This is a genomic window from Brevibacillus dissolubilis (genome assembly GCF_006170445.1).
Lineage (GTDB): Bacteria > Bacillota > Bacilli > Brevibacillales > Brevibacillaceae > Brevibacillus_B > Brevibacillus_B dissolubilis.
In genome coordinates this window covers 168,051-193,020 of sequence record NZ_VCNA01000003.1, presented here as the reverse complement: position 1 = coordinate 193,020, position 24,970 = coordinate 168,051, and the positions used below count along the sequence as shown (strand labels likewise).

24 protein-coding genes are annotated in these 24,970 nt (G+C 50.6%); 23 read left to right on the top strand and 1 reads right to left on the bottom strand.

The annotated features are described in order from the left end of the window. Nucleotides 1-3: 3 nt before the first annotated feature. The 23 genes from spoVAE to FGI41_RS06850 all read left to right on the top strand — a co-directional run bounded on the left by spoVAE (nucleotide 4) and on the right by FGI41_RS06850 (nucleotide 24,565). Nucleotides 4-354 (top strand): stage V sporulation protein AE, encoded by a 351-nt coding sequence (gene spoVAE / locus FGI41_RS06960; RefSeq protein ID WP_139489240.1) that lies wholly within the window; start codon nucleotides 4-6, stop codon nucleotides 352-354. Between the two features lie 36 nt (nucleotides 355-390). Beyond that, on the top strand, nucleotides 391-996 hold the full coding sequence (gene spoVAEA, locus FGI41_RS06955) for a stage V sporulation protein SpoVABEA (RefSeq protein WP_139489239.1): 606 nt from the start codon (nucleotides 391-393) through the stop codon (nucleotides 994-996). Further along, entirely contained in the window at nucleotides 956-2,428 is a 1,473-nt protein-coding gene (locus FGI41_RS06950; protein ID WP_139489238.1) for a spore germination protein, read from the top strand. Before spoVAEA ends, FGI41_RS06950 begins: the two co-directional genes overlap by 41 nt. Before the next feature lie 198 nt (nucleotides 2,429-2,626). Continuing rightward, on the top strand, nucleotides 2,627-3,949 hold the full coding sequence (lysA, locus tag FGI41_RS06945) for a diaminopimelate decarboxylase (protein WP_139489237.1): 1,323 nt from the start codon (nucleotides 2,627-2,629) through the stop codon (nucleotides 3,947-3,949). 938 nt (nucleotides 3,950-4,887) lie between these two features. After that, nucleotides 4,888-7,170, top strand: coding sequence for an EAL domain-containing protein (locus tag FGI41_RS06940; protein ID WP_255298359.1), 2,283 nt, complete (start codon nucleotides 4,888-4,890; stop codon nucleotides 7,168-7,170). A 90-nt stretch (nucleotides 7,171-7,260) separates the two neighbouring features. Beyond that, the gene (locus tag FGI41_RS06935; protein ID WP_139489236.1) at nucleotides 7,261-7,689 is read left to right on the top strand and encodes a peptidylprolyl isomerase; all 429 of its coding nucleotides are present in this window, start codon (nucleotides 7,261-7,263) and stop codon (nucleotides 7,687-7,689) included. A 195-nt stretch (nucleotides 7,690-7,884) separates the two neighbouring features. Beyond that, nucleotides 7,885-9,168, top strand: coding sequence for a hemolysin family protein (locus tag FGI41_RS06930; RefSeq protein WP_255298358.1), 1,284 nt, complete (start codon nucleotides 7,885-7,887; stop codon nucleotides 9,166-9,168). A 109-nt stretch (nucleotides 9,169-9,277) separates the two neighbouring features. Beyond that, a complete protein-coding gene (locus FGI41_RS06925; protein WP_139489234.1) occupies nucleotides 9,278-9,940 on the top strand; it encodes a site-2 protease family protein in 663 nt (220 codons plus the stop codon). Nucleotides 9,941-10,009: 69 nt separating this feature from the next. Then, a complete protein-coding gene (locus FGI41_RS06920; protein ID WP_139489233.1) occupies nucleotides 10,010-10,777 on the top strand; it encodes a segregation/condensation protein A in 768 nt (255 codons plus the stop codon). Further along, nucleotides 10,777-11,370 (top strand): SMC-Scp complex subunit ScpB, encoded by a 594-nt coding sequence (gene scpB / locus FGI41_RS06915; protein ID WP_139489668.1) that lies wholly within the window; start codon nucleotides 10,777-10,779, stop codon nucleotides 11,368-11,370. The genes FGI41_RS06920 and scpB overlap by 1 nt, the downstream gene beginning before the upstream one ends. 100 nt (nucleotides 11,371-11,470) lie before the next feature. Continuing rightward, nucleotides 11,471-12,658 (top strand): D-alanyl-D-alanine carboxypeptidase family protein, encoded by a 1,188-nt coding sequence (locus FGI41_RS06910; protein WP_139489232.1) that lies wholly within the window; start codon nucleotides 11,471-11,473, stop codon nucleotides 12,656-12,658. Further along, nucleotides 12,651-13,241, top strand: a complete 591-nt coding sequence (locus FGI41_RS06905) for a nucleoside recognition domain-containing protein (RefSeq protein ID WP_139489231.1) — start codon at nucleotides 12,651-12,653, stop codon at nucleotides 13,239-13,241. The genes FGI41_RS06910 and FGI41_RS06905 overlap by 8 nt, the downstream gene beginning before the upstream one ends. 15 nt (nucleotides 13,242-13,256) lie before the next feature. Further along, nucleotides 13,257-13,790, top strand: coding sequence for a spore maturation protein (locus FGI41_RS06900; protein WP_139489230.1), 534 nt, complete (start codon nucleotides 13,257-13,259; stop codon nucleotides 13,788-13,790). A gap of 101 nt (nucleotides 13,791-13,891) precedes the next feature. Continuing rightward, entirely contained in the window at nucleotides 13,892-14,623 is a 732-nt protein-coding gene (locus tag FGI41_RS06895; RefSeq protein WP_139489666.1) for a pseudouridine synthase, read from the top strand. Nucleotides 14,624-14,724: 101 nt separating this feature from the next. Then, the gene (gene resA / locus FGI41_RS06890) at nucleotides 14,725-15,246 is read left to right on the top strand and encodes a thiol-disulfide oxidoreductase ResA (RefSeq protein WP_139489229.1); all 522 of its coding nucleotides are present in this window, start codon (nucleotides 14,725-14,727) and stop codon (nucleotides 15,244-15,246) included. 16 nt (nucleotides 15,247-15,262) lie between these two features. Then, complete coding sequence (gene resB / locus FGI41_RS06885; protein ID WP_139489228.1) at nucleotides 15,263-16,942, top strand: cytochrome c biogenesis protein ResB; 1,680 nt, start codon at nucleotides 15,263-15,265, stop codon at nucleotides 16,940-16,942. Next, nucleotides 16,939-18,165, top strand: a complete 1,227-nt coding sequence (gene ccsB, locus FGI41_RS06880; protein ID WP_139489227.1) for a c-type cytochrome biogenesis protein CcsB — start codon at nucleotides 16,939-16,941, stop codon at nucleotides 18,163-18,165. Before resB ends, ccsB begins: the two co-directional genes overlap by 4 nt. 90 nt (nucleotides 18,166-18,255) lie before the next feature. After that, complete coding sequence (locus FGI41_RS06875; protein ID WP_139489226.1) at nucleotides 18,256-18,975, top strand: response regulator transcription factor; 720 nt, start codon at nucleotides 18,256-18,258, stop codon at nucleotides 18,973-18,975. Then, the gene (locus FGI41_RS06870; RefSeq protein WP_139489225.1) at nucleotides 18,976-20,748 is read left to right on the top strand and encodes an ATP-binding protein; all 1,773 of its coding nucleotides are present in this window, start codon (nucleotides 18,976-18,978) and stop codon (nucleotides 20,746-20,748) included. A gap of 68 nt (nucleotides 20,749-20,816) precedes the next feature. Then, nucleotides 20,817-21,953, top strand: a complete 1,137-nt coding sequence (locus FGI41_RS06865) for an HAD family hydrolase (protein ID WP_139489224.1) — start codon at nucleotides 20,817-20,819, stop codon at nucleotides 21,951-21,953. Nucleotides 21,954-22,136: 183 nt separating this feature from the next. Then, a complete protein-coding gene (locus FGI41_RS06860) occupies nucleotides 22,137-22,454 on the top strand; it encodes a TIR domain-containing protein (protein WP_139489223.1) in 318 nt (105 codons plus the stop codon). 215 nt (nucleotides 22,455-22,669) lie between these two features. Next, nucleotides 22,670-23,947 carry a phytoene desaturase family protein gene (locus FGI41_RS06855; protein ID WP_139489222.1) on the top strand — a complete coding sequence of 426 codons (1,278 nt, stop codon included), beginning with the start codon at nucleotides 22,670-22,672 and terminating at the stop codon, nucleotides 23,945-23,947. Between the two features lie 39 nt (nucleotides 23,948-23,986). Then, nucleotides 23,987-24,565 carry a TetR/AcrR family transcriptional regulator gene (locus tag FGI41_RS06850; RefSeq protein ID WP_139489221.1) on the top strand — a complete coding sequence of 193 codons (579 nt, stop codon included), beginning with the start codon at nucleotides 23,987-23,989 and terminating at the stop codon, nucleotides 24,563-24,565. A 120-nt stretch (nucleotides 24,566-24,685) separates the two neighbouring features. Here the strand turns inward: FGI41_RS06850 and FGI41_RS06845 are convergent, their stop codons facing one another. Next, nucleotides 24,686-24,961: a hypothetical protein gene (locus tag FGI41_RS06845; RefSeq protein ID WP_139489220.1), complete on the bottom strand. Its 276-nt coding sequence runs from the start codon at nucleotides 24,959-24,961 to the stop codon at nucleotides 24,686-24,688. Nucleotides 24,962-24,970: the final 9 nt, after the last annotated feature.

Sequence of the window (24,970 nt, the reverse complement as noted above, 5' to 3'; positions counted from 1 at the left end):
AGAATGGAGTACGTAATCGCGTTCGTCGTCGGTGGCCTCATCTGCGTTGTCGGGCAGCTGCTGCTTGACGTCGGCAAATTCACCCCGGCCCATGTCATGAGTACGCTGGTGGTTGTCGGGGTTATCCTTGACTTTTTCGGAGTGTATGACCCGTTCATCGACTTCGCAGGAGCAGGGGCTACCGTCCCAATTGTCAGCTTCGGTCACTCCCTGTATCACGGGGCCATGCAGGAGGCCAGTCAGGACGGCTTGATTGGGGTCATCACGGGGATTTTTGAGGTGACATCAGCGGGGATCAGTGCTGCGATTGTGTTTGGTTTCTTCGCCTCGCTCGTCTTCCGGCCTAAAGGATAAACCATATCCAATAAACAGAATGTGGAGGTGGCTTGAATGGACACGAAGCGCAAAGTGATCATTATCACAGACGGCGACTACATCGCTCAAAAAGCAGTGGAGGAGATCGCCAAGCAGATTGGCGGACGCTGTATTTCGCTATCGGCCGGCAATCCCACCCCGCTTTCTGGCAAGCAAGTGGTGGAGTTAATCAAACAGGCCGTCAATGATCCTGTGCTGGTCATGTTTGATGATAACGGCAACCGCAGTACAGGCAACGGGGAGCAGGCGATGGAATATGTGATTACCCACCCCGACGTAGAGATCCTCGGTGCGATTGCCGTTGCCTCCAATACCAAATGGGTCAGCGGAACACATGTCAGCTATTCGATTGACAACCAAGGCCGGATTATAGATGAGGCGGTCGACAAAGACGGATTTATGGACGAAGACTTGGAGAACCAGATCTATGGTGACACGGTGGATATTCTCAACAAGTACAATATCCCCAATGTCATCGGGATCGGTGATATCGGCAAAATGCAAGGGAAGGACCATATCCGCCAAGGTTGTCCAATCACGCGCAAGGCGGTTGATTGGATACTAGAAAGGAGCGAATACCATGGCAGTGAAACAGCAAGAGAAGCAGCCCATCACGCCTAATATTGAAGTCAACCGGACGTATCTCAACGCACAGCTTGGGGTTGGCAGCTCGTTTGACGTTGGGGTGCATGAGCTGAGCATCGCCGGTAAAACCGTGTTGCTGTACTACATCAATGGTTTTGCGGACAGTAACATCATCACCCAGATCCTCAAAGACCTCAACGATGTAAAAGAGCGCGAGCTTAACGACGAAGGCGTTATCAACCAGTTTGTTCAGAAGTTCATCCCGTTTTTCCAGATCGCGAAGGTAAAGACAGCCAACGAGTTCCTTGATAAGCTGCTCGTCGGACAGGTCGGCATGCTGATCGACGGTCAAGAAATCGGCCTGATGCTCGATGCCAAGACCTTGCCAGGGCGTCAACCGGCAGAGCCGGAGACGGAGCGGATTGTACGCGGTGCGCATGACGGCTTCACCGAGACACTGGTGATGAACACTGTCCTGACACGCCGTCGGATTCGTGACCCACGTCTGCGTTTTGAAATCAAGCAGATCGGGAACCGTTCCAAAACCGACGTGGCGATCGCGTATCTCAAAGACGTCGCCAACCCTGAATTGATTGACAAAATCAAAGAGCGTATTGATCGAATTGATATCGACGGAATTCCCATGGCCGAAAAGACAGTGGAGGAGTTCATCATCGGTCAAAGCTGGAATCCATTCCCGCTAATCCGCTACACCGAGCGTCCTGACGTAGCAGCGATTCATCTGTTGGAAGGACACGTCCTCATCTATGTAGATACCTCCCCAAGCGTGATGATCACACCTACCACCTACTTCCACCATGTCCAGCACGCAGAGGAATACCGCCAGACACCGGTTATCGGGGCTTACTTGCGGTGGGTTCGCTTCCTGGGGATTATCGCTTCGATCATCCTGCTGCCGTTGTGGATGTTCCTCGTTATGAATCCACATCACATTCCAGAGTCGCTTAATTTCCTCGGGATCAAGGAATCCGGCAAAATCCCGATCCCGGTCCAATTCATCATTGCCGAACTGGGTCTTGATATGTTACGTATGGCAGCGATACATACGCCTACACCTCTTGCGACCGCGATTGGTTTGATCTCGGCCATCCTGATCGGTCAAATCGCAGTTGATGTCGGGCTGTTTGCTCCTGAGGTGATCCTGTATCTCTCTATCGCTGCCGTCGGGATGTATGCGACCCCAAGCTATGAATTGGCCCTGGCTAACCGCTTGGTACGTATTTTCTTGATCATCGTCACAGGAATATTTGGATTACCGGGTATGATGGCAGGTATTGCTTTTGTCATTCTGTGGCTTGCATTCACCCGTTCCCTCGACACCCCGTACCTCTGGCCGCTTTTCCCATTCAACTACAAGGCGATCAAAAACGTTTTAATCCGAATGGCAATCCCGATTCAAAACACGCGTCCAAGTATCGTCCGTCCCAAGGATTACCGACGCCAATAACATGTATTGCAGAAGCTTCCTATTGGCAGTGCTTCAATCCTGTGCTATAGTAAAAGGTAAATTCAACGCAGGACAAGCATACGACATACGCTGACATAGTTCTACAGGATAGACGTTTTGACAACTGGCGTAAACTCGTCAGTTGTTTTATTTTTATAAGTAGGAGATATGGCTCACAACTGGGGGAGGAAACGTAACATGTATTTGCATGGCACGAGTCGAATCAATGAAAAAGGACACCTGGAAATAGGCGGTTGTGACACGGTTAACCTGGTGGAGGAATTCCAATCACCACTGTACGTGTATGACGAGGAGCTTATCCGCAGAAAGTGTCGTGCATTCATCAATGCTTTCCGTGACAGCGGCTTCTCTTTTCAAGTAGCCTATGCGAGCAAAGCGTTCTGCACCATGGCTATGTGCCAGCTGGTGGAAGAAGAGGGTATGTCGCTTGACGTGGTATCTGCAGGGGAACTTTATACCGCACTGCAAGCAGGCTTCCCGGCGGACCGCATCCATTTCCACGGGAATAACAAATCCATCGAAGAGATCGAGATGGCGCTTGATGCCAAAATCGGATGCTTCGTCGCGGATAACTTTTATGAACTCGAATTACTGAACCAGCTTGCGATGGAACGCGGGGAAGTGGCGAAGGTTCTGCTTCGGATCACGCCAGGCGTTGAGGCCCATACGCATGAATATATTTCGACAGGTCAACAGGATTCTAAGTTTGGCTTTGACGTTATCAGCGATCAGGCGCTGCGTGCGATCCAGACCTCTCTGGCTGCTGATTCACTTGAGCTGCTCGGGGTGCACTGCCACATCGGTTCCCAGATTTTTGAGACGGATGGCTTCTTGATGGCGGTTGAGCGCGTCGCTGCTTTCCTGCAGGAAGTGAAGGAAAAAACAGGCTTCACCTGTACCGTAGCCAACTTCGGCGGGGGCTTCGGCATCCGCTATACGGAAGGCGACACTCCGCTTCAGCCTGAAGATTATGTCAAGGCGATTACTTCCAAAGTACGTGAAGAGTTCACCAAGCGTGACATTCCATTACCAGAACTATGGATCGAACCAGGCAGCAGTGTCATCGGTGATGCGGGAACCACACTCTACCGTGTCGGCTCTACCAAAGAAATCCCTGGCGTCCGCAAATACCTGGCCGTCGACGGCGGTATGACGGACAACCTGCGCCCAGCCCTTTACCAAGCGGTCTATGAAGCTGCTCTGGCGAACCGCATGAATGAAGCAGCAGACGACCTCGTGTCGATCGCCGGTAAATGCTGTGAGTCAGGTGACATGCTGATCTGGGATGTAAAGCTCCCTGTCGCGCGTCCGGGTGATATCCTCGCCGTGACCAGCACAGGTGCGTATGGCTACGCGATGTCCAATAACTACAACCGTATTGCCCGTCCGGCTGTTGTCTTCGTACGCGATGGGGAAGCGGAGATTGTAGTCGAGCGCGAGACCTATGCGGACATTGTGAAAAATGACCGTGTGATTAAGCGTGCGAGTCTGCAGCGATAATTGATTCGACTTCGACTGATTGAAAGGCTTTCTCTCTTTGATGGGGAGGAAGCTTTTTTATTTTTTGTGTGGTGGGAGGGGAATTCAGCAGTTGGCAATCCGTTTGCCTTGTTTGAACCCCGCGAGGGGGATGGGACTGTCCGCTCCGAAAAAGTCCATGGCTATGTTCGGGGCAAAAACATCTGGGTGTTTCAAGGAAGTGAGACTGTTTGCCCCTGAGTTGATTCGTAGAAGGAAAGGCGCCATAGACTTTTTCTCCGCTGGGGAGAGGTTCAAAAGAGGCTTACGGCTTGCCAACTGCTGAATTCCCTGCCAGCTGTGGAGGAAATAATAATGCTTTCCGAGTCACATACATAGATAAAATTTCGAAAGGATCATAAGCCAAACTGCCAAGGCTCCAGTGTTCATCCCGAAGTATCCTCTAAAGTATACGATCCAAAATCCCTGCGATCCCACAATCTTTCTACTGTTGAATAGCCCCATTTCTCTTCATTATTCATTGTTTTAGTCTTTTCCTCTTCTTTTTTTCTTTTCCCTCATCCCCATCCCTCATAAAAATAGATTGTTGTTCTTACGCGCTGCGGCTGGCAGGGGGATTCGGCAGTCGGCCATCAGCGAGCTTCTTTTGAATCCCGACCTAGCGAAGTAAAAATCCATGGCGAACATTCTTCCCCGAATCCACCCAGGGGCAAACAGTCTCACTTCCTGAACCACCCAGATGTTTTTGCCCCGCACATAGCCATGGATTTTTACGCAGCGGACAGTTTTCCCTTCTTACGAAGGGATTCAAACAAAGCAAGCAGATGGCCGACTGCCGAAGTCCCCCACACCACTCACAGCGCGTAAAACGGACAACACTCAATTTTTACCCTCCCTTAATATAGCCTTCAAGAACACTTGCGATAATTAACAAGTCACTGAAGGAGGCACGATTTCCCATGTTCAGTTCTTGGATGGATTGGTTGTCTGCACTGCGTCCAACCCCGTTTGTCATGTCGAATAAAAAATTTCGTCTCAAGACTACCATCGGCCAGGAGATTTCGCGTGGCTCGGTTGTCATGCTGTTTTACGTGGATATTGTCAGGCTGACGGAGATTGAGAACCGGTATGGAGATACGGCAGCCAAGCGGATTTTGCTGCGCTTTGAAAAAGTACTCGCACAAGCGGCCAAACAGATTTTTGAGATCAAAGGAAAGCTGTTGGCGATTCAGAAGCTGTGGGGAGATGATTTTGCGATTTATGTGGCATTCCCCAAAGGGTGTGAAGAGGAAGATTTCCGGCTGTTATCCATCTCCTTTCAACATCAGGTCGAGTTGATGCTCAACCACCATATCATGAACTTTATCCGGGAAGAGATGCGGCTGCATGTTGGCTATGCATCGATTCCGGGCATTGATATTGTCAAAGAAATGTACACCTCGGTCAAACATGCGGTGCATATGGCCAAATATGGCTTAACCTCGGACAAATATACGTACGTGTCACAGTTTCACCGATTGCTTAACAATGAAAGTGTCCATATGCTGTACATGCCCATCGTCTCACTGCGGGATGGGGAGCCGCTTGGCTGGGAAGCATTGGCGCGTGGACCTGAGGACAGTCCGTTTTACTCACCGGCGACACTGTTTTCGTATGCAGAGGAGACGGACACGGTATTTCGGCTGGAGCATATCTGCCGCAAGCGTGCGCTCGAACAGGTGCGTTTTTTAAAGCCGAATCAAAAATTATTTATTAACCTTGATCCACGTTCGATTGATGACCCATATATCCTGCGCGGCGATGTGACGAACATGCTGGAGGAGCTGGGGCTTGCGCCAAGCAATGTGGTATTTGAAATCACAGAACGGCACGCGATCAGCAATTACGCCGTGTTTCGCAAGATCATCGAGGAATACCGCAAAAAAGGCTACCTAATCGCCGTCGATGACGCGGGCGCGGGGTATTCCAGTCTGGAGTCAATTGCCGAGATTTATCCTGATTTTATCAAGCTGGACATGTCGCTTATCCGCAATATCGACATGGATTCGATCAAGCAGGCTCTGCTGGAGACCTTCGTCCAGTTTGCAGACAAGGTGAAGTGCAAAATCATTGCGGAGGGTATCGAAACCGAGCGGGAACTGGAGACGCTGATCGAGCTGGGGGTCTCGTACGGACAGGGCTACTACCTCGGCAAGCCGAAAAAGGGACTCACCCTCGTCGACGGCAACGCGATGAATTTTATCCGGGTGACCCAAGACAAGCTTCGCGGCATGGACTCCTACAAGGATGCCTACGATACGCCGGAGGTAGCCGAGATCCTGACCAAAGCCGTCTGCGTCGAGCGGGACACCAAGGTCAGACAGGTTCATCAGATTTTTGAGCAGAATCAACGGGTGGAGAGCATTATCATACTTGAGCAAGATAAGCCGGTCGGTCTCCTGATGCGCACGGCGCTCTACCGCACACTCGGCGGGCAGTACGGTATCCCGCTCTACTATGAGCGCTCCGTAGCCCAAATCATGAACAAAAACCCTCTGATTGTACGCACAACAGACAAGATAGACGATGTGGCCCGCCGCGCGATGGCACGCGACACCTACCACCTCTATGACGTGGTGATCATCTGTGACGAGACAGGCAAGTACTTAGGCATCGTCACCGTCCAGAACCTGCTCGACAAAATGACCACGATCAAGCTGGAGCTGGCTACCTTTGCCAATCCGTTGACAGGTCTTCCGGGGAACGTCCGGATCGAGCGGGAGGTGATCGACCGGATGAAGCACGGGGTTGATTTTACCGTAATCTACTGTGATTTGGACAAATTCAAATACTTTAATGATCAACACGGGTTTGAGGTGGGAGACCAGATCATTTCCCGCACCGCCCAGATGTTGCGCGAGTGCATCCGCGATTATGGCAATAAGACAGATTTTATCGGTCACATCGGCGGGGACGATTTTATCATGATTACCACCCCAGACCGGGTACATCTGATCACCGATTATATCATTTCGACGTTTTCGACTTATTTTGCAGACATCATGAGCAAATGCAGCCGGGCAGGGGAGAATCCACCCAGTCTGACGATGTCAATGGCGGGCGTCTATTACCGGAAGGGCAGTTTCCAATCGGTCGAAGCAATTGCCGAGCGGGCCGCTTCTATCAAAAAAATCGCCAAGAAATCCACAACGACGAATTATATTTCCGATGCCATCCTCCAACAACAGACCGTGTCCATCTAACAAGTGCCTCTTTCCTGTGTGAAAACTTGCTATTACCCGAACGAATGGATTAAGATAGAGTAGAATTTGTTTGAGGAGGGTTTTATACATATGAAAACAGCGAAAATCACGCTCGAAGGCGGTAAAGAAGTAACGCTTGAGCTTTACAATGAAGAAGCACCTGGTACTGTAGCTAACTTTGAGAAGCTTGCTAACGAAGGCTATTACAATGGTCTTAACTTCCACCGTGTGATCCCAGGCTTCGTCGCACAAGGCGGCTGCCCACATGGTACAGGTACTGGCGGCCCTGGTTACACCATCAAATGTGAAACCAAAGGCAACCCGCACAAACACGTAAAAGGCGCTCTCTCCATGGCGCACGCAGGTAAAGACACAGGCGGAAGCCAATTCTTCATCTGCTACGATGCATTCCCGCATCTTGACGGTGTACACACTGTATTCGGTAAAGTAACCGAAGGCATGGAGCACGTAGACAACATCAAGCAAGGCGACAAAATGGAGAAAGTAGTTGTACTCTAATCCATTCGCCTAAAAGAAGGGGGCCGTACATGGCTCCCTCTTTTTATAGGAGCGGTTCATCCAGCCCGACATCAGGAAAAACTATTTTGAAACTTTCTTTCAGCTGATACGTATAACCTATTTGTAACAGACTATAAAAACATTGTAACCCACGTGGAGGTGAATCCCGTTTTTTACGGGACTGAATTGGAGAGTTTGATTAATTTAACCTTGGTCGCGATTTTGATTGCCGCGACTGCTTTTTTCGTAGCAGCAGAATTCGCTGTGATCCGGGTACGCAGCACGAAGATTGCCCAGCTTGCATCAGAGGGCAACACCAGCGCACAAGCTGCACAACGAGTTTTGGCCAACTTAGACGGCTACCTGTCAGCCTGTCAGTTGGGTATTACCATTACAGCCCTCGGTCTGGGTGCTCTGGGTGAGCCGACCGTCGAGCATTTGCTTCACCCGCTGTTTGAAGAGTTTGGTCTCTCAGAGGCAGTAGCGACGACACTTTCTTTTATCATTGCTTTTGCATCTGTCACATTTTTGCACGTCGTAGTGGGAGAATTGGCCCCGAAGACCGTGGCGATTCAAAAAGCAGAGCAAATCACCCTGCTGCTTTCCAAGCCGTTGCTCTTTTTCTATAAAATCATGTATCCGTTCATCTGGGCGCTCAATGGTTCTGCGGGTTGGATCATCCGTATGATGGGTCTCAAGCCTGCGAAGGAACACGATGTAGCCCACTCTGAGGAGGAGCTGCGCATCATCCTCTCTGAGAGTCTGGAGAGCGGTGAAATCAATAAAACCGAGTACACGTATGTGAATAACATCTTTGAGTTTGACGAGCGGATTGCCCGTGAGATCATGGTTCCGCGCACCGAGATGGTCTGTCTGTATACCGATCTGACTCTCAAGGAAAACTTCGAGATCATGAAAAAAGAGGGATATACCCGTTTCCCTGTCGTACAGGGGGACAAGGACCATATCATCGGGATGGTCAACATGAAAGAGATGTTTATCAAATACGCAGACAACAAGGATTTGAAGCTAGAAGACTTCATCCGTCCGGTACTGTTCTTGACCGATTCGATCCCGATCAAGACCGTACTGTCCCGCATGCAAAAAGAGCGGGCTGGTCTTGCCGTACTGATCGACGAATATGGCGGTACAGCCGGTATTTTGACGATGGAAGACATCTTGGAAGAAATCGTCGGTGAAATCCGCGACGAGTTTGACACGGATGAGCTTGCCCCAGTCCAGAAGGTTTCGGAAGACCACTATTCTGTAGACGGGAAGGTCCTGATCCGAGACCTTGAGGAACTGCTCGATATTCATATTGAGACAGATGCAGATACCGTGGCGGGCTGGCTTTCGATTGAGCTGGTCGAATTAATACCTGGCAAAAGCCGGGATCATGACGGCTGGACCTTTACGCTTAAAGAGATAGAGGGGCTTAGACTTACCCGCATCCACATCACCAAGAAAAGCTCTGCTTGATGCGGGGCTTTTCTTTTTGCCTTTCAATTGGTATTCTAGTAAGTAGATTCTTTTTGATGGATAAACTTGCTGAACACACTTTGACCGATACATAGAGGGGGCTTGCCTCGTGGATTTATTTCATTTTGACTGGGCCACAGTGCCGTTTCGATTAATAGCGTTTGTGATTGCATTTTCTGTGCATGAGTGGGCACATGCTTATGTGGCATGGCGACTCGGTGATGATACAGCGAAAAACCAAGGAAGGCTTACCCTTAATCCGATTCCCCACATTGATCCGTTTGGATTAATTTTGATCCTGTTCGGACCATTCGGTTGGGCGAGACCTGTGCCGATTAATCCATTGAATTTCCGTGGCAACAAGCGTCTGGGGATTGTATGGGTGTCCGCGGCAGGGCCGTTTACGAATATTGTGCTGGCGTTTCTTTTTGGGATTATTTTTTATTACACCGCTTCCCATGATACATTTGGCGGCATGCACGAAAAAGTGCAAATTGCCATTTATGAGACCCTGCGTTTCTCCTTCATTATTAACGTTGCGATGTTTATTTTTAACTTGCTCCCCATCAGCCCGCTGGATGGCTCCAAGATCTTCCGTTACCTTGCTCCACGCCGATGGGAACGCTTTTTTTACCAGTTAGACATTTATGGGCCATGGCTTTTGTTGATGCTGATCTTCCTTCCGCCGATGCGGTCTATCATTGATGTACCATTTGCCTATGCGTATAAAATCATGGATGACATATTAAGCAGCATCGTTTTGGGTATGTAGGATACGAAACCAACATACCGATGATGTGGAACCGAGCGAAGTACTTATCAGAAAGCAGGCGAGAACAACGTGTCATACAGTATCAAATTGGATTCGTTCGAAGGTCCACTGGACTTGCTTTTGCACCTCATCGACCGGGCCGAAGTCGACATCTACGATATTCCGATCGCCCAGATCACCGAACAGTACCTCTCGACGATCCATACGATGCAGGAATTACATCTGGAAATCGCCAGCGAGTTCGTCGTGATGGCGGCCACACTGCTTTCGATCAAGAGCAAAATGCTTCTGCCGCGCAAGGAGGAGCATGTGTTTCAGCCGCTTTTTGATATGGATGTGGAAGAGGCCGACCCGCGCGACGAGCTCGTCATGCGCCTTCTCGAATACAAAAAGTTCAAACAGATGGCCGAACAGCTTCGCGAGATGGAGACGGGGCGCTCACAGGTCTTCACCCGCCCGGCGGAAGATCTGACACCATATGTCCGCGAAGAAGAGAAGCCGGTGCTCAACGTATCGCTCTACGACCTGTTGGCCGCTCTGGAAAAAGCGTTCAACCGCATCAATACCAAGGACCCGATCACCAAGGTCTCCCGCGACGAGATCTCGATCAAGGACAGGATGAAAGAAATCCGCACGCTGATCAAGGTGGGGGGCGGGATGGTCCGCTTTTCCCAGCTGTTTTCCTCGCAGGTTACACGCACTGAGGTTGTCACCACCTTTCTGGCCCTGTTGGAACTGATGAAGACCAAGGCGATCACGTGCGTCCAGAATCAGTTGTTTGCGGACATCCTGATCTGCGAGAACCAACCCAAAGGAGAGGAACATCTGACACCATGATAGATTACGACAAAATGAAAAGTGTGATCGAAGGACTTATTTTCATGGCGGGCGATGAGGGCATTGAAGCCAAGCAGATCGCAGAGATCATGGAAGTGGAGGAAGAGACGATCGTGGATCTGATCGAAGATATGAAGGCCGACTTCCGCCGGACGGGACGCGGGCTTCAGATCGTCGAGGTGGCACGTGCTTATCAATTCACCACGCTGCCTGAGCATGTACCGTATTTTGAAAAGTGGGCCACTTCCCCAAGCCATTCCTCGCTGTCCCAAGCGGCTCTGGAGACGTTGGCGATCGTGGCGTACAAGCAGCCGATCACCCGCTCTGATATCGAAGAAATCCGCGGGGTCAAATGTGAGAAGGCGCTCAACACACTGATCTCCAAGACGCTGATCAGAGAAGTTGGACGGGCCGAGGGGATTGGACGCCCGATTTTGTATGGTACGACCAAAGAATTTCTGGAATATTTCGGTCTGCGAGAACTGACTGATCTGCCAGAGCCACCGATCAACATCACATTAGATACAGAACCAGAAGAGGCAGTAGCCCTCTTTACCAATAAAGGCGAGCTTCCAACTGAAGGCGACAAGTAGTCGGACTAGTTTGGGTATAACAGGGGACTCGTCTCCATATACTTGGTACAAACCATTTTTTGAAGCTGTTTGGTTTCAATCCAAGTATGGGGAGGCAGTTATGAAATACCTGAACCGAACATCTGGCGTACTCGTCGTCTTTCTTTTGTTGCAGATGATCCTTGCACCAATCGGGGTAGCCAGCAGGGCGGAAGCGGCAGGAGCACCATACGTTTCGGCTCAAGCCGCAGCAGTGATTGACGTGGCGTCAGGACGGATTCTCTACCGCAAAAACGCGGACAAACGCATGCGAATCGCCAGTCTGACGAAGACCATGACCGCGATTGTCGCCATCGAGTCAGCTGATATCAAGGATGTCGTGACCGTGCCGCAGCAGGCTGTAGGTACAGAAGGCTCGTCGATCTACCTGAAAAAAGGGGAGAAGCTGACACTTGAAGACCTGCTGTACGGCCTGATGCTTCGCTCCGGGAATGACGCCGCTGTGACGATTGCGATGCATGTGGGCGGCTCTGTGCAAGGCTTCGCCCATCTGATGAATGAAAAAGCATCGATGATCGGCATGACCCACACCAATTTTACCAATCCGCACGGCCTCGATGACTCCAACATGCACTATTCAACCGCAGAAGACATGGTCAAACTCTCGGCGTACGCACTCAAAAACCCGATTTTCCGCGAAATCGTCGGCACTAAGGTGAAGACGATCTCCTGGGAAGGGGAGGAGTGGGACCGCCGCCTGCAAAACAAAAACAAGATGCTCCACCTCTACAAAGGAGCGGACGGGGTCAAAACCGGCTACACCAAGCTGGCCCGACGCTGTCTGGCATCATCGGCCACCCGTGATGGACGTCAACTGGCGGTGATCACGCTCAACGCACCAGATGACTGGGATGACCACGCCAAGCTGTTGGATTTTGGCTTCCAGCAGTATCAGCAGGTCAAGGTGATTGGCAAAGGCGATACGGTCGATCCAGAGATGACGATCAACCGTCAGCAGGAGAACCTGGTTTTGACTACGATGAACGAGTTCACCTACCCGTTCCGTAGTGGGGAAGTGAATCAAGTCACCTCGAAGATCAGTCTGTTTGACCGCAATCTCACGACCAGCATGGTGGGTGAGCATGTCGGCTTTTTGAACGTTTATCTGGGCAAGGACGTCATCGGCAGAATTCCGCTGACCGTAGGGGAAGCATCCCCGACCTTTAAGACCGACAAATCAGCGTCCCGCTTCAAGCAAATGTGGACCTATGTATGGAACATTATGGCAGGGGGAGTCCTCCATGCTTAACGTCATCTGGCTTGTCCTCATCGTCATCAGCATTGTCGTCGCTGCCGTCAACGGGCGAATCGATGTCATCAGTCAAGCGACATTCGAAGGAGCGAAGACAGGCGTCACCGTCTGCTTCGGTCTCCTTTCCGTCCTCATCTTCTGGATGGGGATGATGCGCATCGCTGAAAAAGCCGGACTATTAGAACTGCTCGCACGACTTCTGTCCCCGCTCGTCCGCTTTTTATTTCCCGATGTGCCAAAAGGTCATCCCGCACTCGGCTACATCCTGTCCAACATGAGTGCCAACCTGCTTGGCTTGGGCAATGCGGCCACACCGATGGGGATCAAAGCGATGGAGGAGCTGCAGAAGCTCAATACCAACAAAGAGATTGCCTCACCTGCGATGTGTACACTGCTTGCCATCAATACGGCCAGCATCACCCTGATTCCGACCACGATGATCGCGATCCGCATCCAGTACGGCTCCCAGAACCCGGTGGAGATCGTCGGTACCACTTTGCTTGCCTCGTTTATTGCCACGATTTTTGCCTTGGGCTTAGACCGCTGGTATCGCTTTCGATATAGACGAAAACTTCGCTAGGGGGGAGTGGCTGGCTTGTACCAATTGGTTTCCCTCATCTCACTCTGGGCCATTCCGGTCCTGATCGCATTCATTCTTGTGTATGGATATTTCAGAAAAGTGCCTGTGTACGAAACATTCGTCGATGGTGCCAAAGGCGGATTCGTCACCACGATCAAAATCTTGCCGCACCTCGTTGCGATGATGGTGGCGATCAGCCTGTTCCGCCAGTCGGGGGCCTTGGATATGCTGCTTTCGACGATGGCTCCGGTACTAAGCTTTTTGCATGTCCCGCCTGAGATCGTCCCGCTTGGCTTGCTCCGTCCGCTCTCTGGTACCGGATCGCTCGCCATCGCGACAGACATCATCGCCCAATATGGCCCAGACTCGATGCTCGGGCGACTCGCTTCCACGATGCAGGGCAGTACTGACACCACCCTGTATGTATTGACCGTCTACTTCGGCGCAGTCGGCATCCGTAATGGCATGTATGCGCTTAAAGTGGGGCTGTGGTCGGATCTGATGGGGGTCATCGCGTCGATCATCGTCTGCTATCTGATCTTTTTGTGAAAACTTCTCTTACCACAGGGAAGTTTTTTTGTTTTTATTCTTGTCCACACTGATAGTTATGGGTATCATGTTGTGGGGGTGTCATTACATACATGGAACAGATGGAACGATTGCAAAAAGTATTGGCTCACGCCGGAGTCGCTTCACGCCGTGCCTGTGAGGAACTGATCCTGGGCGGCCGCGTCCAGGTCAACGGGCAGACAGTCAAGGAGCTTGGGACCAAGGTTGATCCGACACAGGACAACATCACTGTGGACGGCAAGCCGATTGCGGAAGAGAAGCATGTATACATACTGTTGAACAAACCGACCGGAGTCATCACCAGCGCGAGCGATCCACAAGGCCGCCGCACGGTAGTCGAGCTGGTCAAAGACATAAAAGAACGCGTCTATCCTGTAGGCCGGCTTGACTTCGATACGTCCGGTCTTTTGATCATGACCAATGACGGAGAATTGGCTAATCAGCTTGCCCACCCATCCTATGAGATTGACAAAGTTTACCGCGCATGGGTAAAAGGCAATCCTAGTAAAGAAAAAGTAGAAAAGCTTGCAACAGGCATCATGCTCGACGACGGCATGACCTCACCCGGGAAGGCGCGGATTCTCGATAGCGATCCGTCCCGTAACCGCACGTTGATCGAGCTGACCATCCATGAGGGGCGCAACCGCCAAGTACGCCGGATGTGTCAGGCGATTGGGCATCCGGTCATTCACTTGGAGCGGATTCGTGTCGGCTTTTTGAACCTGGAGGGGATTAAGCCGGGCAAATACCGTCATCTGACAGCAGCAGAAGTGACCCGTCTGAAGCAAGAATTAGTCAAAGTGAACCGCTAACCGACATACTGTTCAAAACTTGGTCAAAATATGTCGGCGGTCACATTGTTGCACTACGCTATAATAGTAAGTAATGTATGCAAGATAGGTGGGATACCAACATGAATAAAGAAAACCGTACGCCGATACGCGTGGCGATCCTAGGTGTTTTGGTAGCTGCGCTGGTGTTTGCGATCTATTCCAGCCTCTCCCAGGACGATGTCGTCGGCAAAGGCGACACTGCGCCCAACTTTTACTCGACAGAGGTAGGCGGCAAGTCTGTACAGCTGACCGATCTGCGTGGAAAAGGCGTCGTGGTCAACTTCTGGGGTTCCTGGTGTGAGCCTTGTAAAGAGGAGATGCCTGCTCTTGAGAAGATGTGGCATACCTATAAAGACCAAGGAGTCGTATTTATTGGTCTGAACATCGGTGAATCCGAGATCACCGCTACCCAGTTCGCCAAACAGATGGGTGTGACATTCCCAATCTGGATGGACCCAAAGCGTGAGGTAACCAAAGTCTATAAAGTCAGCTCCATCCCAGCCACCTACTTCATCGATAAGGACGGCGAGATCCAAGACGTATTCGTCGGCCCGATGAGTGAAGAAATCATCAAGGAAAAGGTGGAGAAAATCAAGCCGTAGTAAGTGAGGAAATCCTATGAATGATACTCGTAAATGTGAATGCGGACATACGAACCCGGTCGGTACGCGCCTTTGTGAAGCCTGCGGAAAGCCGACAGAAGCATACATCCAGACTCAGGACCCACAAGCTCCCGAATTCCCGAGTATGCGCTATGAGGGGATGGCACGCCGCTCCAAAATCAACACCAGATCACCGATCGACAAAGTATGGAACTTTTTCTCTTCCGTCAAAATCGCTATTATCCTCATCGTAATCACTTTGATTGCGTCCGGGGTGGGTACGATTTTCCCGCAGCAGCGCTATATCCCGGTTCCCGTACCGACAGAGGAGAGCGTCGCCCAGTTCTACAGCACCACCTATGGCACGCTTGGGGATCTCTACTATCTCTTAGGCTTCCATAATCTCTACTCGTCCTGGTGGTTCGTCACCCTGCTCGTGATGATCGGGATGTCGCTTGTCATCTGTAGCTTGGACCGGATCATTCCGCTGTACAAAGCACTGAAAAAACCGCGTCTCAATCAGCACTTGTCCTTTTACCTCGGGCAAAAGATGCACGGTGTCACTGATGAAGGCGTTTCCTTCAACACAAGTGAAACTCTGGAGAAGGCCGCAGAAGGACTGAAGAAAAAAGGATACCGCGTATTCCAGAACGGCGACTCTCTCATGGGGGAAAAAGCCCGTTTCAGCCGCTGGGGTCCTTATATCAACCACGTCGGTCTAATCCTGTTCCTGCTGGGCGTTCTGCTGCGCAGTGTGCCGGGCTTCTATATGGACGATTTCGTCTGGGTGCGCGAGGGACAGACCATCTCTGTACCGAACACACCTTACTATGTGAAAAACGTAGAGTACAAGACCGAATACTACTCCGAAGACGAGTTCGCGCAAGATCTGCCGATCAAAGAAGGGGAAGTCATCCCGAAAAACTTCGAGAGTAAGCTCATCATCTATCTCAACGAAAACGAAGGGGTAGCAGGCGCACCGCCGAAGCTTACGCAAGTGACAGAAGGCTCGGTACGCGTCAACCACCCATTGACCCATGAAAGCATCTCCTACTACCAATCCGGTAAACGTGAGATGGAGCTGGGCGCACTCAATTTTGACCTGGTTAACCGTACCAACAACCAACGCGTAGGCCAGATCAAAGTCGACCTGTACGAACCGGCTGCCGAGCAAAAGGTGGGCGAAGGCATCACCGTCCGCGTGCTCGATTACTACCCAGATTTCTTCATGGATAAAAACGGGATGCCATCTACCAAATCAAGCGCACCGAACAACCCGATGGTCGCCTTGGAGGTCTCTGACGGCAAGGTGAAAGAGAAGCTCGTCTACGTCTCCGGCTCACTGATCTCCAATGAAACCAATCCTGTCTATGAATTGGCCATCCGTAAACCAGACCTGCTTGATGTCACTGGTCTGATGGTACGTAAAGACACGATGATTCCATTGATCTATTTCGGTTGCTTTATCTCCATGGTCGGCTTGGTCATGGGCTTCTACTGGCAGCACCGCCGGATCTGGTTCCACAGGGAGGGTGACCGCCTCTATCTGGCAGGTCATACCAACAAAAACTGGTTCGGATTGCGTCAGGAAGTCAACCAGATCATCGAACCGCTCCAACTTCCGATTCCGATAACCGTTGCACCAGACGTTGACAAGAAAAAATCCAAAAAGGAGAAGGAGGTTCGTCCGACTTGATTCAACTGAGTAACAACTTACTTTTACTTGCATTTGTGCTATACCTGGTCTCGACCATCGTATATGCGGTCGCCATCACCGGGAAAAAGTGGGCCAACCGCGATCCGAAAGAGCATCAGCAGCGTTTTGGACGCATCGGCTTCGCGATTACCTTCATCGGCTTTTTGTCTCAGACAGGCTATGTCGCGATTCGCTGGATCGCAGGGGGACACAGCCCGACCAGTAACATGTTTGAGTTCATCGCATTCCTGTCCTACTGTATCGTCATCGGCTTTTTGATTCTGTATCGAATCTACCGGATGACCATCCTCGGTGCGTTTGCCGTTCCGTTGGCTGCAATCATGCTGGCGTATGCGAGTGTCTTCCCAAAAGAGGTTACGCCGTTAATTCCGGCGCTGCAAAGCTACTGGCTGCAGATTCACGTCACCACCGCCGCACTCGGGGAAGGGATTCTCGCGGTAGGCTTTGCGTCAGGTCTGATGTATCTGATCCGCACCGTGCCGCAGCAGGTCTCTACCAAATCAACCAAATGGCTTGAATTCGTCATCAGTGTCGTGCTGATGATGGTCGGCTTCATTATTGTGTCGACTGTTTTTGCCAACCTCAATCAGAAGACCGTGTTTGAGTTCCCGCAGTACAAGGCAGATGAGCCGACCGTCGTGGAGCGTATGCTGACCGTAGAATACAAGCTGCCTGCGATTGTGGCTCCACAGGAATCCAAAATCGTCCAACCGGGTCCGATCACGCCGTTGTTTGAAGCACCGGGCTTCATGGAAGGGAAAGACGCGGCCCGCAAATTAAATACAATGATCTGGTCTGTTTTATCAGGTGTCGTTCTGTACGGACTGATCCGTCTGTTGCTCCGCAAGCGGCTTGCTGCGGCGATGCAGCCTACGCTTGACGATATCGACCCTGAATTGATCGACGAGATCAGCTACCGTGCGATTGCCATCGGTTATCCGATTTTTACGCTGGGTGCGTTGATTTTTGCGATGATCTGGGCGAACGAAGCATGGGGCCGCTTCTGGGGTTGGGATCCGAAAGAGGTATGGGCACTGATCGTCTGGCTGTTCTATAGTGCATACCTTCACCTGCGTCTCTCCAAAGGCTGGCTGGGTGTCAAATCTGCATGGATGGCGGTTGCCGGGTTCGTGATTATCCTGATCACGCTTGTCGTGGTCAACCTGGTGATTGCAGGGCTTCACTCCTATGCAGGTGTGTAAGATCAATGGAAAAAAAAGCTGGTTTTTGACCAGCTTTTTGGCTTATTCTTGTAAACATGTACAGTATGAATTGACTCTGGGGTGATAGTTGTGGAGAAAGAAGCAAAAATCTTAATTGTGGATGACGAAGAGCGCATCAGACGTCTTTTGAAAATGTACTTAGAAAGAGAAAATTTCGTCATCGATGAAGCCGAGCATGGCGAACAGGCGCTGGAGATGGCGCTCGCCTCTGATTATGACACGATCCTGCTCGACCTGATGCTGCCTGGAATCGACGGAATTGAAGTCTGCCAGCGCATCCGTGAGCACAAAGCGACACCGATCATCATGCTGACCGCCAAGGGGGAGGAGACCAACCGTGTGCATGGCTTCGAGGCCGGAGCGGACGACTATGTGGTCAAGCCGTTCAGCCCGCGTGAAGTGGTCTTCCGTGTCAAAGCGATCCTGCGCCGCGCATCTGCGACCGCCTTCCTCAAGACCGATCCGGTGGTGACCAGCCATTCTGTGATCGTCTTCCCTGATTTGACCATCGATCATGATGCACACAAGGTGACAGCCAACGGGCAAGAAGTCAACCTGACACCAAAAGAGTACGAGCTTTTGCACTATCTTGCACTTTCACCTGATAAGGTATTCACCCGCGAGGAGCTGCTCAAGGATGTCTGGCATTATGACTTCTTCGGCGATCTGCGTACCGTTGACACCCATATCAAGCGTCTGCGTGAAAAGCTGAACAAGGTCTCCCCGCAAGCGGCCAACATGATTGCGACCGTATGGGGTGTAGGCTACAAGCTTGAGGTGCCAAAATAAGTGGAGATCATCTTTCGCAGTGTAGTCGGCAAGCTGTGGCTTACCATCATTGCCTTGTTTGCTGTCGTGCTTACGGTGTTCAGCTTGTTGATCGTGCAATCATTTGACAGCTACTATTTTCATAAACAATCCGATGAACTGAAGCGGTTGGGAGAAAAGCTGGCTGCGAGTGTCCAACAGACCAATGACCAGCGGATCCTCTTGCACTCTGCCTCAATGGTAGGCTCGATCTACCGTACCGGCTTAGTCATGGTGGATGATCAGCAGGGACATGTCGCCTTCGACAGCACCAGTGAATCCCAATTGCCACAGGTCAACATCGAAAAATTGATTCAAAGCGAAGAGCTCAACCTCGACGAAGCCTTGATGGGCATGCATCCAGACCCAGCCCGCATCGTATTTCAGGGTTATAGGGCTGATTCGCCGGACATTAATCAGCAGATTCTCGCTGTCGCGGTTCCGCTGGAGGCCGCGGGTGGGAAACCGGGTGCACTCATCATGTACAAAGCGGTGGAGGATTTCAATGGTACGATTCTGGAGATCCGCCAGCTGATTTTTGTCGTAGGTGTGATCGCCTTTATCCTGACGACTGTCTTTGCCTTTTTCCTGTCGTCGCGGATTACCTTCCCGCTGCGTCAGATGCGCCAGACAGCCCACCGTATCGCGGAAGGGGATTTCCATGCCGAGATCTCGATCCGCTCCAATGATGAGATCGGTGAGCTGGCGTCTTCTCTGCAATCCATGGCGAACCGTCTGAACGAAGTCGTTCCTGCACTCTCACATGAAAAGGAACAACAGGCAAGCGTGCTTCGCAGCATGGCAGACGGTGTGATCATGCTGGATGCAGAAGGCAAAATCGTCCTGAGCAACCCACCGGCTGACAGCTTCCTGCGCGATTTGGAGTACGAGCGAAAAAGTGCCGGACTCCAGACTCTTTATAAGCGGGTACTGGCAGGGGAGCAGGAGATCAAGGAAAGCGGAGATATCCAAGGCCGCAACTGGGAGATTCTGATGACCCCGCTCTATGACGGCAATCAGGTCCGTGGTGCGGTAGCCGTACTGCGTGACATGACCAAGGAGCGCAAGATGGACAAGCTGCGCGAGGACTTCGTCGCCAATGTCTCACATGAGCTGCGTACGCCGCTCTCGATGCTGCAGGGCTACAGCGAAGCGATTGTCGATGACATTGCCGCGACACCAGAAGAGCATAAAGAGCTGGCCAAAATCATCTATGATGAGTCTGTACGCATGAGCAAGCTGGTCAATGAACTTTTGACCCTTGCCCGTATGGAAGCCGGCCATGTCGAGCTGCACAAAGAGCAGATCGAGTTTAAAACGTATCTCGAACGAATCCAACGTAAGTTCACCAGTCTTGCACGCGAGCATGATATCGCGCTGCAGCTGGAGTACTATAGCAAAATTCAACTGATTTCAATCGATCCAGACCGCATCGAACAGGTGTTGACCAATCTGATCGACAACGCGATGCGCCATACACCGAAGTCTGGAATGGTCAGTATCAGTGCCCTTAGCAAAGAGGAGCAGGTCATTATCGAGGTGAGCGACACGGGCAGCGGAATCCCACAGGAAGACCTTCCGTTCGTGTTTGAGCGCTTTTACAAAGCAGACAAAGCACGCACACGCGGCCGCGCCGGTACGGGTCTGGGTCTTGCCATCGCCCGCAACATCGTGGAAGCGCATGGCGGACGCATCAGCGTGCAAAGCAAGCTGAAAGAAGGAACCACGTTTACCATCGAACTGCCGATCAGCTAGAGAGAAATCACCAGAAAAACAGGAAGAAACCAAAAAACCTACTGGAAAAGGAATGGGGAGTGGAGAGTTTGATTAAAACGATCTTGTTTGACGTTGATGGCGTATTTTTGAGTGAAGAGCGTTATTTTGACGCTTCTGCGCTTTGTGTATGGGAGCTTTTGCATAATCCGTCTTATCTCGGTCTGGCAGGAGATACGTTTGCTCCGGCACCGGAAGAAGCCAAAATCCGTGCGGTCCGCGAAACGGTTTTTGCCAAGGATGATGTGCTCAACTTCATCAAATCCCGTGGGATCAACTCCAACTGGGATATGGTCTACCTTACGTTTTCTTATCAATTGATCCGTCTCTGTGAGAGCTTGAAGCCGGCACATGCCGAAGAGATCACCGCCTTGATCCAAGGGCAGATCAACCGTCCACAGCTGTCCCGTCTCGCTGAGCTGGCTCGGACGGACGCTCCTGCGTTTGAGATCGACTATGCGGCTTTTACCGCTGATTTTGCCAAAGGCTCCGCACAAAAATCCGAGCTGCTGCTCTACCTCAACACCATCGCAGAAGAGCGCCTTGGCGTCTCCACCAACATTTTCTCCCGCAACAGTGAGCTGTGGAATCTGTGCCAAGAGACCTTCCAGGAGTGGTACCTCGGCGACGACCTCGTAGCTGACTCGATCGGCCGCCCGACCTTCACCACTGGCAAAAAAGGCTTCCTCAAAGATGAGATCGCCATCGTCGAGCCGGCGAAGGTGCGCGAGCTTCTCCTCGCCCTTAAAGAAAAAGGTCTTACCCTCGGGATCGGCACAGGCCGTCCAACCATCGAGACCCATGTTCCACTGCGTGAGCTTGGCCTGCTTGACCTCTTCGATGCCAACCGTGTCGTGACTGCCAGCCATGTGCTCGATGCAGAGTCTGAGTTCCCCGATCAGGCACCACTCTCCAAGCCGCATCCACACTGCTACGTACGCGGCCTGCTCGGCTTAGACAGACCTATCGCAGATACCATCAACTATTCACTCCCAATCACCAACCCAAGCGAGGTTCTGATCGTCGGCGACTCACCTGCTGACCTGCTTGCTGCCCGCTCCATCGGCTGTCTGTTCGCCGCTACTCTGACCGGTCTCTCCGGACAAGCGGCGCGCGAAAAGTTCGAGAACGCCAACGCAGAATTTATTTTGAATGATGTAAGCGAGATTTTGAGCGTGTTCGAGTAAACGTTGATCTCGTGTAAACAGCTTCGAGCTTGATTTTGAAAAAATCCTTCCTTTCATCTGTGAGAGGGAGGATTTTTCTCTGACAACCACGCGGCTACGTCCATGATAAATAACGTTTGAACTCAATCCCCACTATATAGATACCATGTCTGGACTTCAAGACATCCAGGAGGAATGCCTACGATGAAAGTAATCACCTTATGTGGCTCCACCCGCTTCAAACCCCAATTCGAACAAGCGAGCACCGCACTCACCCTCCAAGGCCACGTCGTCCTGACCGTCGGCTTTTTCGAAAAAAGCGAAAACATCCAAGTGACCCCGGAGCAGGAAGCCATGTTCGAGAAAATCCACCTCCGCAAGATCGACATGGCCGATGAGATTTTTGTGATCGATGTCGACGGTTATATCGGACAAAGTACGAGAAAAGAGATCGAGTATGCTCAGGCAAAAGGCATGCCTGTGAACTATTACTCGCAGAGTGATCTGGCTGGTCAAGTGTGAATAAGATCGCGTGTTAATTAACGTAATTTTAATTAAATTAAACAAAGTGATTGGGTACCGCAAAAAGGTCCGGACCAGACGACACAGCTGGGACGGACCTTTTTATATTAATTACCAAAGTGTACATAATTAAACTCGTCTGACTATTGCAACCGCAGATCAACCTCAATAAAATTAGACTAAATAGTTAGTTTAACCCATGGGAGGTTGGACATATGAAAAAAGTGGTTGTGGTTGGAGCAGGTCTGGGTGGTTTAGTAACAGCGGCTTTATTGGCGAAGAGAGGGAACCAGGTTATCGTAATGGAGCGTTCGCCAATTCTTGGGGGAAGGAGCCACGTGATTTCGAAAAACGGTTTTACCATGAGTTATGGAGCCCATGCGGTACTAGCACCCAAACAGGAAATGATGCAATCCATTATCCGTGAGCTTGAGTTGCCGATGATTTATAAAAAGGCGAGCTTGTCCAAATTCAAACTGTTTAAGGACGGCAAGGTGATTTCCAGCCCACTTGGCTTCGGGGCGCTCACTTCTCCTGCGGTTTCTGGTTTTTTCAATCACATCCTTTGTTTGAAGCAATTTTATCAAATGGTAAAGCAAGCCTCAGACTTTTTGCCAACGATGTCCGTAGGCCAATGGATCCGGGAAAACATCCATAACCCAGAGATCGCCAAGGTTCTTACCGCTTATGCGGCGTTGTCGGTCTACGACGGTGCCCTCGATTGGTATTCCATGAATCATTTTGTAGAGCTGACTGCGCGGGAATATGAGAAGAATGAGCCCCTTAGCTATATGGGATATGACCTCCTCTTAAATGAATTGCAACAGGTCATTACGAATCATGGGGGCAGCATTCTTTACGGGAAACAAGTCACGGATCTGATCATCGAAGCAGGTAAGGTGAAAGGTGTGGTATGTGGGGGAGAACCATATGAATGCGATGAAGTGGTGTTGAATGCTCCACCGAACGCGTTAGGTAAGCTTCTCCATGATCCTGACCTTGCAGACGAGTTTGACGGTTATTTGAATCAACCGGCCCATTATGTGTATGTCTACGATCTCATGCTTTCCAAAAAGATGCGTGGCGATATCAGCAACCTGTTGGACTTAGATGGAGGTCTATATCTGAATGTGTACAGCCTAAATAATGCCTCTTCTGCCCCGGCAGGCGGACAGTTGATCAACGGTTTGAAATTTTTAAGTGAACAGGAGCAAGCAGACGATAGCCACGCCGAGGCATCTCAACGTGCAATCGAGCATTTGCTCCACCACGTCTATCCGGGATGGGAAACATACGTGGTAAGCAAACGCATCATCAACAGAGCGATGGTGAACGGAATAGCGAGAAGAACGAATGCAAAGCTGTTGCCACTGCAAAGCCGATCCGTAAAGGGACTGTACTTGGTTGGAGATTCTACCGAAGGAAGAGGAGCATTGGGGATGCCTTGCTATGACAGTGCCAAGAAGGTAGCAGATATCATATCGGCAACGTAACACATCGGATTGATGTAGATTAGACGGAGGAAACGATATATGAGCCAAGGGAGAGACAAAATTCTGCAAACCGCTTTGCAGGAATTTGCGGAAAAAGGATACGATGGAGCCAGAATCGATCACATCGCCAAAATTGCAGGTGTGAATAAGGCCCTCATTTATTACCATTTCAAAGGCAAGGAAGAGTTATATACGGCTGTGATTAATGGCTTATTCGAAAAAGCGTTATTGGTTTCTATCGAGCCTACAGGTACATCCATACGCGATAACTTGCTTCTGGTCATGGAGCATTTTATTGATTTTCTACATGACAATCCTTATTTCGTGAACATTTTGGATCAAAGCGTTAAGCAAGATCGGGATATTTTTCATCATCTGCATCAACAGAACATTTTTTTCGAAGGCGTGATGGGGATGTATCTGCTGGGTGTGGAGAACGGCGAATGCAGGAAGGTCGATCATCCCGAAGATTATATCGTAAGTTTACTGGGAGCCGTTTATTTTTATTTTTCCCATCACAAGTCGATACGAAAGTTCTATGGGGAGGTCCCAGAGGAGGAGGTTATCTCTATTCGGAAAAAAACGATGAGAGACATGATCACAAGGCTATTGTTTTGATGATTGGACAGATGCGAACCATCAAAACAAGATAGGAACCCGGTTTCTCTTCGCCCAAGCAAGCAAAAAACCAACAAAAAAGCCGCCAGCATGCATAGCTGACGGCCTTTCTCACAACTCTTACTCCCAAGCCAATGACTCCAGACACTTATACAAAAACGCCTGCGTCAAAAACTCCGTATAGTGATCGTTCTGCACAATCACCTCGTAATGGGCTCCTTTTCGCGAATAAAACATCGCATCCGTAAAATCATCGTTGTTCTCAAAATACGCTCTGACCTGCTTCAGCCGGGAGCGCATCTCCTCCGACTTTACCTCAATCAAAAACGTAACATCCTCTTCATTACGTGTCTCACTGATCTCAATGAGATTCGTATCATAAGCATATTTCAGCATGATCCAACC

Coding starts and splice junctions, on each gene's coding strand:
- spoVAE (WP_139489240.1), top strand. CDS start 4: ATGGAGTACGTAATCGCGTTCGTCGTCGGTGGCCTCATCTGCGTTGTC.
- spoVAEA (WP_139489239.1), top strand. CDS start 391: ATGGACACGAAGCGCAAAGTGATCATTATCACAGACGGCGACTACATC.
- FGI41_RS06950 (WP_139489238.1), top strand. CDS start 956: ATGGCAGTGAAACAGCAAGAGAAGCAGCCCATCACGCCTAATATTGAA.
- lysA (WP_139489237.1), top strand. CDS start 2,627: ATGTATTTGCATGGCACGAGTCGAATCAATGAAAAAGGACACCTGGAA.
- FGI41_RS06940 (WP_255298359.1), top strand. CDS start 4,888: ATGTTCAGTTCTTGGATGGATTGGTTGTCTGCACTGCGTCCAACCCCG.
- FGI41_RS06935 (WP_139489236.1), top strand. CDS start 7,261: ATGAAAACAGCGAAAATCACGCTCGAAGGCGGTAAAGAAGTAACGCTT.
- FGI41_RS06910 (WP_139489232.1), top strand. CDS start 11,471: ATGAAATACCTGAACCGAACATCTGGCGTACTCGTCGTCTTTCTTTTG.
- FGI41_RS06905 (WP_139489231.1), top strand. CDS start 12,651: ATGCTTAACGTCATCTGGCTTGTCCTCATCGTCATCAGCATTGTCGTC.
- FGI41_RS06895 (WP_139489666.1), top strand. CDS start 13,892: ATGGAACGATTGCAAAAAGTATTGGCTCACGCCGGAGTCGCTTCACGC.
- resA (WP_139489229.1), top strand. CDS start 14,725: ATGAATAAAGAAAACCGTACGCCGATACGCGTGGCGATCCTAGGTGTT.
- resB (WP_139489228.1), top strand. CDS start 15,263: ATGAATGATACTCGTAAATGTGAATGCGGACATACGAACCCGGTCGGT.
- FGI41_RS06860 (WP_139489223.1), top strand. CDS start 22,137: ATGAAAGTAATCACCTTATGTGGCTCCACCCGCTTCAAACCCCAATTC.
- FGI41_RS06855 (WP_139489222.1), top strand. CDS start 22,670: ATGAAAAAAGTGGTTGTGGTTGGAGCAGGTCTGGGTGGTTTAGTAACA.
- FGI41_RS06850 (WP_139489221.1), top strand. CDS start 23,987: ATGAGCCAAGGGAGAGACAAAATTCTGCAAACCGCTTTGCAGGAATTT.
- FGI41_RS06845 (WP_139489220.1), bottom strand. CDS start 24,961: ATGCTGAAATATGCTTATGATACGAATCTCATTGAGATCAGTGAGACA.